Origin of the sequence: Pacificibacter sp. AS14 (assembly GCF_038899935.1) — a bacterium.
Taxonomy (GTDB): Bacteria; Pseudomonadota; Alphaproteobacteria; order Rhodobacterales; family Rhodobacteraceae; genus Celeribacter.
In genome coordinates this window covers 48,859-62,156 of record NZ_JBBMQI010000006.1, presented here as the reverse complement: position 1 = coordinate 62,156, position 13,298 = coordinate 48,859, and the positions used below count along the sequence as shown (strand labels likewise).

The window sequence follows — 13,298 nt, the reverse complement described above, 5'->3', positions numbered from 1 at the left end:
CCTTGGATAATATGGTATTGGGCCGTCAAAACAATTTATGAGTTCTTATGGCTGAAATCAGTTTATCTGATGGAGTTCCAAAAGGTATTTTTTGCCTCCACATGTGCGGTCACACGGATTTATAATCAGAAAAACCCCCTAACCTCTTCTTTTAGTAGGGATATCAGCTCATAAATCACAGATAACTTTCTCAAGTATTCAAATATGTATCACGCCCAAACGAGCACCATTTTCGTATTTCATCACATAAAGCATTGGCAAAAGCACTGACAACCGGAGGTGTGGCTTTTGAGCTGGATTCGATCAGTAAGTAATCCACCTGCAAAAGGGGCTCTAACAATGGAGAAAGTACCATCCTTGGGTCTTCAATACTTGGCAAACACAAACAACCCGGCAAAATGGACGCATAATCGCCTTTGTCCAACAGATCAAAAGTCGCCATCATGCTGTCGAGTTCCAAAATAGAATGCTTGGAGCTGCATATATTGCTGAGGTACCGGTCTATTTTTGCACGGCGTGCATTCCCCGGCCCAGGTAGAATCAAATTCAATGGTGGCGACACGGCAAGCTGAACTGGATCAGTTGATGGGCCACTTTGCCGGCGTTTGTGCACAAGAATCTCGATGTCGGTATCCACATGTTGGCTACGTATACCCACTGGCAACTCACCGCCTGGCACAACTGCAAAGTCCAGGTCACCCCGCGCAACTTTACCCGTCAACGTTTCGCTATACCCTTCGATAATGTTCACATCTACGAACGGGTTTTTTTCCATAAACTTTATCAGCGTTGGCGCCAAAATTGATTTCGCAAATGTTGGCATAATACCTGCTCGTACGGTGCCATAGAGTTGATCTGCATGCGTCGCAACATCAACTGTAAACTCATCGATATCGCGTAGAACACGGTGAGCGCGTTGGTAGATTTGCTCACCAGCTTTTGTCGGAAAAACGCCTGTGGATGTGCGGTCAAATAGGCGCAAACCCAAGAAACCCTCGAAATCTCGCAGCTGCATACTCACACCTGACTGCGTCGCATGAACACGTTGCGAGGCCGCCGTGATTGAGCGTTCTTCGTAAACCGCCACAAAGTAGCGCAAATGTTGAAGTTTTAAGTTTCGAATCACGCGGCACGTCCATTCTTAAATGTAGCCAAGATTATTAAGGCACATCCTGCACGCAGCGCGAGAAGGTTTCAATGCTCGGCTATGGCTTTTGCAATCCAGATCAAAACGGGCAGAAAAGTGAATGTTAGGAGCGTGGACACCACAATCGTACCTGCAATTTGCTCTGGGTCGGGCCGAAATCGTTCAGCATATACATAAGAGACCACTGCAGATGGCATTGACGCCAAAAGAAACACAAGCCCTGCGATCATTCCTGTCAGATCAAGCAACCAAATCGTCAAAAGTCCTGAAAAAACACCAATGATAAGGCGAGATATGGCAAGCGTAAACGCTGGCCCAAAGTCTGAAACCTTCAGTTTGGACAGTGAGTTCCCCAAGAGAATAAGCATCGCTGGAATCATAAGGCCTCCCAGAAGATCTGTTGTTGTAGCAATAACCTTTGGGACTTTTACGCCGGTCAAGATCACAATCAAAACACCTATGATGGCATAGATTAGAGGTTGGCGTACCAGAGAGCCGAAGTCATATTTCCCAGACGCAATGCTCATCCCAACAGTGTGTTGAACCAATGAAATGACCACAAAGTATGCCACGCCCAAGCTTAAGCCAATATCACCAAAAGCGATGAGTGCGAGAGGCAAGCCCATGTTGCCAGAGTTTGGGAACATCAGGCAGGGCAGACAGGTTTGTACAGAAAACCCTAAGGCCTTTATCACGATAAGTGACATCACAGTTGCAAGAGACAAGCAAAGCGCTGCCGCCAAAAAGACTGAGCCTAAGCGCTCTATCGAGATGTCGATGGATGTGAGGGATGAAAAGATCAGCGCCGGCAAGGCCACCATGATCACAGTGGTACTTAAGGTTGCCGAGTGAAGTTCGAGTTTGGATCGCCCAAATAAATAACCGATGAGTGTGATCAAAAAGATCGGCAAGATGACTTCAAAAACTTCGGCCACTGTGGGGTACTCTATCTATTGGTTCGGCATGGAATCGATCGCGGCTCTCAGTTCCGCGACACGCTCCCAATTGCCTTCTGCGATGGATCCATCGCTATTGTGAAAATTGTTTTCAAAGCCAATACGCGCCTTGCCACCCAAGCTTATTGCAGATTGCAAACAAGCGGTTTCACTTTTTCCAAAGGCGCACACACCCCAAGGCAATTGCATCGGAAGGTTTAGCAGAGTGTCGATGAAAGGCGTCAGATCTGACGGTTGGCTCTCCTGGTCTTTTTGGTATCGACCAAGAACCAGCAGCAGTTCCGCATTTGTTGTAGGAATTATATTTGATCGCATCAGTTCGGCGAGCTTATCGATCTCTTCTGGTGCATATAGGATATGCTGAACATTTACGTCATCAGCACTGAGCTCTTGGTAAAAGTCTGTCAAAATCGTAGGGTTTTGATCTGGTGTCATTTCACGCACCGCAATCGAAACACATCGAGGACGCACGGCACGCACCAGAGCGCGTTGTTCCTCGGCCGTGTACATTCCAACGGCTTCCGTTGTGATTTGCACCATCATTTGAGGCACTTGTTGCTCAAACTCTTGAAGCAATTCCTTATACAGGCCAGCGTCCAAAGTATGTCCGCCATCTTTATTGCGCACATGAGCGTGTAAAGCTTCGGCACCGGCCGCAAAGCAACGTTTGGCCTCTGCAACCATTTCCATCAAATTCATTGGCAGAGCAGGATGATCTTTGTGTGTTTTACGAGCTCCGTTTGGAGCTACCATTATCTTTGGAAGCACGGACATCGTCACAACAAACCCTCTCTGCCAATAATATTTTTTGCGGTCTAAGCGGTGATAGCTTCACCATTCAAAACCCAGTTTTCCACAACTTTTGTTCCGGATTCTTGCAACATTTTGGAGACAGCGCAGTGATGTTTCAACTGCTCAGTCACCGCAACGGCACCATCGCGTGGCCCTTCATACGTCACATTGATATCAAGTGTCACCTCCGGAAATGGCACAGCAACCGGTGAAATCAAACGCGTGCCATGGCTATCCATCGTCACAGCAATATCGATGTCCATGTTGGTGAAGCTGACACCGTTGTGCGCCGCAAGCTTGTTTGAAATCACTTGCGTGCACCCCAATAGACCCATGAAGAGATATTCAACTGGCATTGGGCCTTCGTCGGTCCCGCCACGCTGGATTGGTTCATCAATCACAACCGTTTTACCACGCGCCGTTGCATGCGACTTGGTTGTCGTATCCTGTCCCCCCGTAACTTTAAATTTCCAGATCGGTTTTTCTTTTACTTCAGCCATTTTAATGCCTCCCATGCATCGCCATTTTTACAGACCGCTTAGCCGTCTATGTTTAAAAACTTCTTGATAATATTGGCAAATTCTTCCGGTTGTTCGAGATTGGACAGGTGTGCCGCATCCTCGATTACTTTGAATTGACTGTTGGGCGTCAAATCTGACATCTCTTGCATCACAGCAACAGGTGCGGCCATGTCAGCGGCGCCCGTCACATAGAGCGTTTCATGCGACAAACCTGCGAGATCACCTTTTAGATCCAAAGACTGCAAACACCGCGCAACGCCTTCATACCCGTCTGGTGCAGTCGCGTTAAACATCGAACGCACGACATCCAAACCAAGTTTATTGTCAGCATTTTGCAAGAACGGCGCGGTGAACCAGCGCGTTAAAGTAGGCTCACACAAGGCACCCAAATTTTCTGCATGTAACTTTGCGATGTTGCCATCCCAGATCGCTTTATACGGATCCGGCGCATCTGCCCGTGCATCGCAGCACATAATCCGGTTCACACGAGTCGGGTGTTTGATCCCCATCGCCAGCGCCGTCATCCCACCAAGTGAGATGCCCATGATATCTGCTTTTTCAATGGAAAGGTGATCCATTAAAGCCACAAGATCGGCGCACAGCTGATCAAAATCATAAGGTGCAGGCGAGCTTTCACTCTGACCATGTCCACGCACATCATACCGTAGAACGCGCATAGATTTACTAAGGAACTTCACTTCATTGTCCCAAAGGCGCAAGTCAGTTGCGAGCGAATTGGACAAGATGATCCAATCGCCATCTGACTTGCCTTCAACGCAATAATTCAGGTTTGTGCCATCTGGCAGCGTGACTGTATTCGTGCTCATCTTCACTCTCCAAGCGCGGCATTGACGCGAGGCAATACCTCTTCAGCAGCCAAAATCATAGAACGGCGCCCTTTTTCAACGTCAGCCCAATCGTGACCTGCATAAACCAACTTGCCAAACGGGCCAGTCTCTTCTTGAAATGCCAAGACTTGATCCGCCACGCTGGACGGGTCGCCATAGATCACCAATTTGTCCATGACGTAATCGAGTGTGACCTCGTCGTCTGACATGTTTTGATCTTCCTTAAACAAATTCAAACGGCCACCAGAGCGCAACTTTGTCAGGAGCTGAGAGTAATACAATACATAGGGGCTGCCTGGGTCGCGTGCATAGGCGCGTGCAGTGTCCATGTCATCAGCAACACAGATATTTTTGGCAACGCTCCAATTTGCAGGGTCGGCGGGACGCCCACCTTGTTTGCATCCTTCTTCATAATTTGGCCAATGTGTCTTAACCCATTTTGGCAACAAGAAGTTTGCAGAAATCGGCTCCCAGCCGCGGGCCGCCATGGCAGTCACGCCTTTAGAAAATGGCGCAACGACAGTGCCAACAATCGGTGGATGCGGATCCTGATATGGCCGGATGATAGCACCTTGGCCAATTTCAGGCATCATCGTCCGCTCGGTGCTGACTTCATAAAAATCGCCCTTAAGATTGTAAGGCGGCTCACCTTCCCAAATCTTGAGCACCATATTGATGCACTCGATAAACATTGCATTGCGGTCGCGATCCAAGTTGCCGAACACTTCAGCGTCAGACATCAAACCACCTGGCGAAATGCCGAAATGGAACCGCCCTTTAAGCAAATGATCCAGCATAGCCACTTCGGCCGCGACCCGTGCCGGATGGGAATTGGGAAGGTTCACAGTACCTGTCCCGAGAATGATATTCTTAGTCTCGCTCGCAAGACTGGCCAGGAACGCTACGCTCGAGGTAACGATTTCGGCTCGATCCGTTGTGTGTTCCCCACAATATCCTTCTACAAACCCAAGCTCATCTGCGAGAATGAAAGCTTCACGATCTTCTTGTAGGCTTTGCCAAACAGGCTTTGCCACGGGATGAATTGGCATTGTAAAAAAAGAAAGTTTCATGGAGCCTCCACCTTAAAATTTAAATCTGTAGATATTTAAAGCATGAAGGGTCGCAGTAACGAAAATGATGGTTTGTTATATCTTTATTCAATTTTACTGATGCCTCCCCCTGAACAGTCCCATCAATTTTTCTTAGGTCATTCATAAAATTCCATAAGTTGATTATTTGGCGATACTTTGGGAACATCGCTTATTCCGTACCTATGACGCCACCACGAGGAGAATTTTATGACCGATCAAGTGACGACGATGGAGAAGCCATGCTTTGATCCAAAGGAGCTGCGAAATGTGTTTGGGCAGTTTGCAACCGGTGTGACTGTGATCACCACAGTTGCACAAGACGGCACACCCATTGGGCTCGCAGCAAACTCATTCTCATCTATCTCACTTGAGCCTGCGCTCGTGTCTTGGAGCTTGTCTTTGAACGCCCCAAGCTTAAGTGCGTTCAGGCATCACGGTCACTTCGCAATCAACTTTTTGAGCGAAGACTCCATGGATCTTGCACAAAACTTTTCTAGACCTTCTGATGACAAATTTGCTGCCGTTGATTGGACGCCTGGAGTGAAGGGCCTGCCAACATTGGACCGTGCAAGCGCGGTCTTAGAGTGCCATACAATCAGTCAAATTGAGGGTGGCGACCACGAAATCTACATTGGCAATGTTCTAAAATTCACAACCGGTCCAGAGAAGCCACCGCTCTTATTCTTCAAAGGTAAATTTGCAAAACTCGGAGACGCGCTATGAGTGCCCAAACGCCGTTCAATGTTGTAATCGCCGGTTTTGGTTGGTGGGGAAGCCACATCGCAGCACGCCTGAAAGATCAGCCTGATTTCAATATTCGTGCCATCGTCGAGCCTTTTGAAGGCAATCATGCGAAAATCGCTGAGCAGTCACTACAACTCGTAACCGACCTAGACGCTGCGCTCAAATTACCAGACGTCGATGCTATTATTTTGACAACGCCCAATCCTGTGCATGAAGAACAGATCACAGCCTGCGCAAAAGCTGGCGTGCATGTATTTTGCGAGAAGCCCCTAGGCCTGACAGCAGCAAGTGCGCGCCGCTCAGTTGCTGCGTGTATTGAGGCGGGCGTGCAGCTTGGCATTGGACATGAAAGACGTTACGAGCCCGCACTGGTTGCTCTGAAAGACGCCATCCAATCGGGCGCGCTCGGGACGATCATGCATGCTGAAGCTGCCTTCAGCCATGACAAGTTAATCGGTGTCCCACAAGGTGATTGGCGCACGACCAAAGCGGTGTCCCCTGCCGCAGGCATGACCGCCATGGGCATCCATTTAACGGATTTGTTGATCTCATATTTCGGTCGCGTCGAGACCGTTCAGGCCATGACTGCGAGCCGGTCTTTGGGTTGGGAAACGGGCGATGTTGTGACCGCGCAACTTAAGTTTGAGGCGGGCATGACCGCTACACTCAGTGCTGTTTTACACACACCACATTTCATTCGGATGCATGTCTTTGGAACGCAAGAGTGGATCGAGGTCATCAATGAATCACATCCTGATACGCCAGGCGGCAAAGTCAGATACAACAGTGGGCGCTCGGGACAAGACGTGACAACGCAATCCTTTGAGTGGGAAGATGCGGTGCTGCACAACTTACAAGCCTTCCGCAAAGCCGCAATCGGTGAAGAGTCTTACCCTTTCACCAATGATCAGTTGGTGCACAACATTGAAGTCTTGGAGGCAATTACGGTCTCTGCAGAAGCACAGCGTACTGTGAAAATTTCAGAGGTCTAATTGCTTTAAATATGACGTCGGCACAACATGGCTGGCTCAAAACGGTGGGCACAATATAAAATCAAGGAGACACAGGCGATACCCTCACCTGTGTCTCCTTCGTTTATGCTGCAGCAAAATCCTGCCTTACAATCGGGTTTGAACAAATACCGATGCCTTCGATCCCGATATCGACATGTTTCATCACCTCAATCCTTGTAAGCTCATATCATTTCTGCCTATAATATACTCATATTCTAATAAATATCGATATTTTTTAGACTGCAGTAAGCCGCAATATGAGCTGGTTACAGGGCGGTTTGGAACATGAATTTTATATAACTCACAGCAGACCTGCACTGCCTGCAAATGGGCCGAAACAGACCCAAAACGCAAAGACGGCTTACGTGCTTTCTCGTTGCGGCACTGTGATAAACGTAGGGGCACTGCCCTGTTCCGTTGGCCTCGTTGGCCTATAGACCAAGACAGTTAACCTAGCTTAGTTCCAGAACGAGGGCATGCAATGAGTATAATCGATGAGACAAGCGGCAAAGAAGCCTCTGCAACGCGCGGCGCCTATATGACCTTGCGTGACATGATTTTAAAGGGTGAATTGCCCGCAGGCCAGAAACTCAAAATCGAACGATTGCGCGGGTTACTAAAGACAGGCGCCTCTCCCGTGCGCGAAGCGCTTAGCCTGCTCACGTCAGATATGCTTGTAGAGCGGATCGACCAACGTGGTTTTCGGGCTGCCCCCGCCAACAAAGCAAACTTCGAGGAAATCTTAGAGCTGCGCTGCACGTTGGAAGACCTAGCTCTGCGCAAGTCAATTGCTGCCGCGACACCTCAATGGGAAGAGCAACTCATCTTGACACACCACCGCATGTGTAAATCTGTTGAGCAAGACATCTTGGTCTTTGAAGAAGCCCACAAGACATTCCATATGGCAATCTTGGCCAACAGTGGCTCGCCGGTGCTCGAGCGGTATTGCGCGCAGCTTTATGATTTAAACATCCGATATCGCAATCTCGCGGCAGGCGGCAGCAAGTACCAAAGGCGCGACATCGCAGCCGAGCATGGGGAAATTTTAGAGGCTGCGGTTCAATGTGATGCTGATCGAGCCTCTGCTTGCCTGCTGAAACACTACCGCCTGACGGGTAAGTATCTGGGACGCGAGCTGGATGCGTGACTTATTTTTGACGATTTAATTGGACGTATGTAAAAAATATCGATATTAATTATTCAGTGAGTCTTGGACAGCTGGAGACAATAGTGCAACGAAATTGGTTTCTTGGGGATTTATTATCTCAACTCTTTGACCGCAGTAACATTACACGCGGCAAAGATGATCAGCGCGATATATACAAGCTTTGTGACGCGCTTCTGTCGGCAGAGGGCGAAGTTTCTGGGCTAAGGTTGGCCTCATCAGTTCTCGCCCGATACGCTGATCTAAATGAAGACGAAAAGCTGACGTTTTTCCGTTATCTCAACTCGGAACTCGAATTCGACGCGGCACATGTCGCAAAGATCGCAACAGCTTACGCCGACACCAAAAGCCCAAAGCTTTTCATTGAACTTTGCCAAGCCGCAGAGCCAAAACGCCAAGAACTATTGCGCCGCCTGAACCAGCCATTTGGCGCTACCCAGTTGCTCGTCGCGATGCGCGTCGATCTTCTCAAGCTTCTCAAAAAATACCCTGAACTTGCACGCACGGACATCGATTTTGTACACTTGCTGCGCAGCTGGTTTAATCGCGGATTCTTGGTGCTCAAACAAATCAATTGGGATACCCCTGCCCGAATCTTGGATAAAATCGTCGCTTACGAGGCGGTACATCAAATCGATGATTGGGACGATCTTCGACGGAGACTTTATCCACCGGATCGGCGTTGCTTTGCGTTTTTCCACCCATCGATGCCAGAAGAACCTTTGATTTTTGTCGAGGTTGCGCTGACGGCTAAAATTCCAGGCTCCATTGATGGTCTCCTGTCCGACAAGCGCACACCGATTGAAGAAGATCAGACTAAGGTTGCCGTGTTCTATTCAATTTCGAACTGCCAGAAAGGATTGACTGGGATCAGTTTTGGCAATCTTCTAATCAAACAGGTTGTTGCCGAACTGTCCCTTGCCTGCCCCAACATCGATACTTTTGTAACGCTTTCGCCCATCCCGCTTATGACACGCTGGCTCGGCGCGCAGGACAGCGACGATGATTTTTCATCGTCCGCCAAATCGGTTTTGGACGACAGTGCGAATGACGAGACTGTCCGCACCTTAGCAGCAAAGTATCTTTTGACAGCAAAGCGCGGCGATGGCCTGCCCTATGACCCTGTCGCGCGGTTCCATTTGGGCAATGGCGCAGAAGTTTATGATGTTCATGCGGGGGCAGATACCTCTGACAACGGACACAAGCAGTCGCGTGGCGCGATGGTCAATTATCTTTACAATGTGGACCACACCGAAAAAAATCACGAAAGTTTTGCAACAAAATCAACCGTGATAGCGTCGCGCAATGTGCAAACGCTGTCGACTGCAAAGCTAGAAGCAAATACAAAGGAACCAGCGTCTTGACCAATACACTCTATGACGCCCTGATCGCGCCGCACGCCACAAATACCAATGATTTTCTGATATGCGACGATGGGTCAGTGATCACCTACGCGGGTTTTGTCCGACGCGTGGCGCAGCTGGCAAACGTTCTCAAAAATGCAGGAATCCAAACGGGTGATAGGATTGTGGTGCAAGCGCCCAAAGTCGCAGATACCATCGCGCTTTTCGGGGCTGCCGTACAAATCGGCGCGGTCTATTTGCCGCTGAATACAGCTTACACGCAGTCCGAGCTGTCCTATTTCATCGGCGATGCTAGCCCGCGTGTGATTGTCTGCGACGCCAAAGACAATGCCATGATGAAAGGTTTTGACGCCGAGGTTTTGACGCTGGACATGACGGGCACCGGCACGCTTTCACTGGCGGCCGATGCAGCGAGCGATCAATTCGTGACCTGTCCGCGTGGTCCTGATGACCTTGCCGCGCTCTTATATACATCGGGCACAACGGGGCGCTCTAAGGGGGCTATGTTGTCTCATAAGAACTTGCTCTCAAATGCTGTCGCTTTGACTGATCTTTGGCAAATCACAGATCAAGATCGCCTGATCCACGCCTTGCCCATTTTCCATACGCATGGACTTTTTGTGGCGATGAACACAAGCCTTTTGGCGGGCGCACAAGTGCGTTTCATGGCCACGTTCAAGCAAGATACAGTCATCGAAGAATTGCCAAAGTCCACCATGTTGATGGGCGTGCCAACATTTTACACCCGCCTTTTGGACGATCCCCGTATGGACAAAGCCCTCTGCGCCAAGATGCGGCTTTTCGTTTCGGGATCTGCCCCGCTTTTGGCCGAAACACATACAGCATTTCATGACCGTACAGGCCACCATATCTTGGAACGTTACGGCATGACTGAAACCAATATGATCACATCAAACCCCTTTGAGGGTAAGCGGATCGCAGGCACCGTGGGCTATCCACTGGCAGGCACGGAAGTTGAAATCACCAATGCACAGACTGGCGAGCCCCTGCCCACAGGCGAGATCGGCATGATCGAAGTGCGCGGTGACAACGTGTTTCAGGGGTACTGGAACATGCCAGAAAAGACGGCTGAAGAGCTGCGTACAACAGGCTTTTTCATGACCGGCGACCTTGGGATCAAGTCTGCAGATGGACGCGTGAGCATCGTTGGTCGCCAAAAAGACCTGATCATCTCGGGCGGATACAACATCTATCCCAAAGAGATCGAGGACGTGATCAACGACATCGACGGCGTATTGGAGAGCGCTGTGTTTGGCGTGCCGCATCCAGATTTTGGTGAAAGCGTCTTAGCATCTGTGATCTTGGAGAAAGACGCCAGTATCGCGCCCGAGACCATCGCGGCACACGTCGAACCACTGCTGGCCCGTTTCAAACATCCACGCAAATATATCTTATGCGATACACTTCCACGCAACACGATGGGAAAGGTGCAAAAAAACATTCTGAGGGAGGAGTACAGCAGCTAATTCAATGAAAAAGCGCCTCTCCGTGACACGGTGCGGGCACAGGTTTAGCTGACTGAAAAACAGGCAAAACTTGCCACAACCATCTGGAATGGACGAAATGAAACTTTAAAAACACTGGCAATGGTTGGCCTTACGTTGGCGTCCACATCGGCCTTTGCACAAGAGGTCGCAGGACCAAAAGTCAATTGGAGTCTGTCGATGTGGGGCACCCCACGTGCGCTTTCTTCAAGCATGTAAGCCATTGCGGACAGTGTCGAAGAGGCCACTGCCGCAATATGAAATCTTAGGCAAAGACCCAGCCCCCAAGAACCTCGCCGACTGGCAAGGTCTGCGCGTGCGCGCAGGTGGTGGCCTAGTTGACACGATGGAAGTTCTCAGCGCAAGCAAGCAGACTTTGCCTGCAGTCGAAACTGCGACTGCGTTCCAACGCGGGGCACTTGATGCTGCATCCTTCCCCTATACCTATGCCCACGTGTCTTTTGGCATTTCTGACGAAGCCGATTGGCTTACGTCAAACCTCGCACCAGGCTCGTCCGAGTGCGGCTACCGATACACTGGATCTCGCATTGCAGGCGTCTGCCCCGCTGCGCTTCGCCTTCGGTTTGGTCGGGCCTTGGCCAGCTGCAAAGTGACCATCATTGCAACGCAAACAAGGACAAAAGCAATGGCCGCGAACTGCATCAAATTCACAAGCGACGATATCGAAACAGCAAAAGGCGTAGGGTCCATTTCAACCCTAAACTTCGACCTCGACATCACAGTTGAACCCATCGCCAGCAGCAACCCCATGGCACCGACGCACCGCGTCCTTGGCCGATCCCCTCGCGGCAAACTGGTCGAATGTGGTGGCATCTGGAAGAAGCAGAACAAGGACACCGGTTCTGACTACTTCACCCTGACGGTCCGCGATCACGCCTTCAATGCCAACCTCGGCAAAGCCGCGAGCCAGGATGACATGACGTTGAGCTTGGTCGGGATTGTGTGGCCCACGCGAAGACATTTTTTAACCGTCCTGACTTCAATCTTGGCACGGCAGCGCCCGGAACGTTTTCGCTCGTACCACCTGAAGACATGGCCGCACGGTTGGTCGGCGACTACAAAAATACCGAGGCGATGATCTTTGGTGAAGCCCCATCCGTTTGCTCTATCAAGCCAGTTTCAGGATGACCGAGCGCGCGCAGCACATCAGTGAACATTTCGGTAGTGACTTGCCGGAACGGCCCTTCGCGGCAAAGTACGCTGTATAGAATATTGGCTGGTGCCCCTCCCCGCTGCGCGATCACCGATAGGATTTGATGAACAGGGTTGCTCAAATGCGGCTGCTGTGGCTCGAGCTACAACTTGATCAACAAGACGCGTTACGGCTGCTCAGGCGCGCACAACAAAGGTGACACGATCTGCACCAACCGCGCCACCATCACCCGCGAGGCGATCGAAGACCGCGTGCTCACCGGCCTGCGCGACAGCCTGCTCCACCCCAAACTGTTGGAAGCCTTTGTGGAAGAATACCGCCTTGCGTTCAATCAAAACGCAGCAGGCGCGACCGCCGCCCGCAGACAAGCCCACCGCGATCTCGCCCAAGTCGATAAAAAGATCAGCAGCATCATGGCGGCTATTGAGGACGGCATTTATCAATCTAGCATGAAGGACCAGATTGCAAAACTGGAACGCGAGAAGCATGCTCTGGAAAGCGATCTGGAGCAAACCCCCGAGCCACCCACCCTGCGCCTGCACCCGAGCCTGTCCCATGTTTATCAGCGTAAAATCCGCAATCTGTCGTTTGCGCTACAAGACCCTGCCCTGAAGACGGAGGCGACAGAAGCGCTACGGGGGTTGATTTCAGCGATAAAAATGCTGCCGGATGAGACCGCACCAAACGGGCATCGCATTGAACTCGCGGGAGAATTGGCGGGCATTCTGCCATTGGGGGACGCAAAAACGACAAAACCCGCAACGGGTGCGGGTTTGGGGTCGATTACAATGGTTGCGGGAGGGCGAACTAAACTTAACTTGCAAAGGTGCGACAAGTTGGTTGAACATAAACGCAACCATCTGAAATACCTCACCTTTGCCCCAGATATTTCGGCATGGCGTTACGCCACAAACTGATGACAATCGTACCATTGTCAGCTTGCGCGTCGTTTTCGCCGCCTTGCCGGTTCCATTGGAG

General features: G+C 50.4%; 13 protein-coding genes and 1 pseudogene. 7 read left to right on the top strand and 7 right to left on the bottom strand.

The features are described from left to right. Positions 1-190: 190 nt before the first annotated feature. The 6 genes from WNY38_RS08185 to WNY38_RS08160 all read right to left on the bottom strand — a co-directional run bounded on the left by WNY38_RS08185 (position 191) and on the right by WNY38_RS08160 (position 5,334). Positions 191-1,126, bottom strand: coding sequence for a LysR family transcriptional regulator (locus tag WNY38_RS08185; protein ID WP_342856850.1), 936 nt, complete (start codon positions 1,124-1,126; stop codon positions 191-193). A gap of 68 nt (positions 1,127-1,194) precedes the next feature. Continuing rightward, positions 1,195-2,082 carry an AEC family transporter gene (locus tag WNY38_RS08180; protein WP_342856849.1) on the bottom strand — a complete coding sequence of 296 codons (888 nt, stop codon included), beginning with the start codon at positions 2,080-2,082 and terminating at the stop codon, positions 1,195-1,197. A 15-nt stretch (positions 2,083-2,097) separates the two neighbouring features. Beyond that, the gene (locus WNY38_RS08175) at positions 2,098-2,856 is read right to left on the bottom strand and encodes a 3-keto-5-aminohexanoate cleavage protein (RefSeq protein WP_342856950.1); all 759 of its coding nucleotides are present in this window, start codon (positions 2,854-2,856) and stop codon (positions 2,098-2,100) included. A 62-nt stretch (positions 2,857-2,918) separates the two neighbouring features. Then, positions 2,919-3,395 (bottom strand): OsmC family protein, encoded by a 477-nt coding sequence (locus WNY38_RS08170; RefSeq protein ID WP_342856848.1) that lies wholly within the window; start codon positions 3,393-3,395, stop codon positions 2,919-2,921. A gap of 38 nt (positions 3,396-3,433) precedes the next feature. After that, positions 3,434-4,243: an alpha/beta fold hydrolase gene (locus WNY38_RS08165; RefSeq protein ID WP_342856847.1), complete on the bottom strand. Its 810-nt coding sequence runs from the start codon at positions 4,241-4,243 to the stop codon at positions 3,434-3,436. A gap of 2 nt (positions 4,244-4,245) precedes the next feature. Next, positions 4,246-5,334, bottom strand: coding sequence for an LLM class flavin-dependent oxidoreductase (locus WNY38_RS08160; RefSeq protein WP_342856846.1), 1,089 nt, complete (start codon positions 5,332-5,334; stop codon positions 4,246-4,248). 228 nt (positions 5,335-5,562) lie between these two features. Between WNY38_RS08160 and WNY38_RS08155 the strand changes: the two genes are divergently transcribed. The 6 genes and pseudogenes from WNY38_RS08155 to WNY38_RS08130 form a co-directional block, all read left to right on the top strand. Beyond that, on the top strand, positions 5,563-6,078 hold the full coding sequence (locus tag WNY38_RS08155) for a flavin reductase family protein (RefSeq protein ID WP_342856845.1): 516 nt from the start codon (positions 5,563-5,565) through the stop codon (positions 6,076-6,078). After that, positions 6,075-7,091, top strand: a complete 1,017-nt coding sequence (locus tag WNY38_RS08150) for a Gfo/Idh/MocA family oxidoreductase (protein WP_342856844.1) — start codon at positions 6,075-6,077, stop codon at positions 7,089-7,091. Before WNY38_RS08155 ends, WNY38_RS08150 begins: the two co-directional genes overlap by 4 nt. 502 nt (positions 7,092-7,593) lie before the next feature. Next, a complete protein-coding gene (locus WNY38_RS08145) occupies positions 7,594-8,259 on the top strand; it encodes a GntR family transcriptional regulator (RefSeq protein ID WP_342856843.1) in 666 nt (221 codons plus the stop codon). Between the two features lie 83 nt (positions 8,260-8,342). Beyond that, on the top strand, positions 8,343-9,641 hold the full coding sequence (locus tag WNY38_RS08140) for a malonyl-CoA decarboxylase family protein (RefSeq protein WP_342856842.1): 1,299 nt from the start codon (positions 8,343-8,345) through the stop codon (positions 9,639-9,641). Next, entirely contained in the window at positions 9,638-11,128 is a 1,491-nt protein-coding gene (locus tag WNY38_RS08135; RefSeq protein WP_342856841.1) for an AMP-binding protein, read from the top strand. Before WNY38_RS08140 ends, WNY38_RS08135 begins: the two co-directional genes overlap by 4 nt. Before the next feature lie 664 nt (positions 11,129-11,792). Beyond that, positions 11,793-12,092: pseudogene (locus tag WNY38_RS08130) on the top strand (DUF736 family protein); the annotation flags it as partial. 130 nt (positions 12,093-12,222) lie between these two features. Here WNY38_RS08130 and WNY38_RS08125 read toward each other — a convergent pair. Further along, on the bottom strand, positions 12,223-12,441 hold the full coding sequence (locus tag WNY38_RS08125; RefSeq protein WP_342856840.1) for a hypothetical protein: 219 nt from the start codon (positions 12,439-12,441) through the stop codon (positions 12,223-12,225). 28 nt (positions 12,442-12,469) lie between these two features. Here WNY38_RS08125 and WNY38_RS08120 point away from each other — a divergent pair, with 28 nt between their 5' ends. Further along, the gene (locus WNY38_RS08120; RefSeq protein WP_342856839.1) at positions 12,470-13,237 is read left to right on the top strand and encodes a hypothetical protein; all 768 of its coding nucleotides are present in this window, start codon (positions 12,470-12,472) and stop codon (positions 13,235-13,237) included. Positions 13,238-13,298 lie beyond the last annotated feature (61 nt).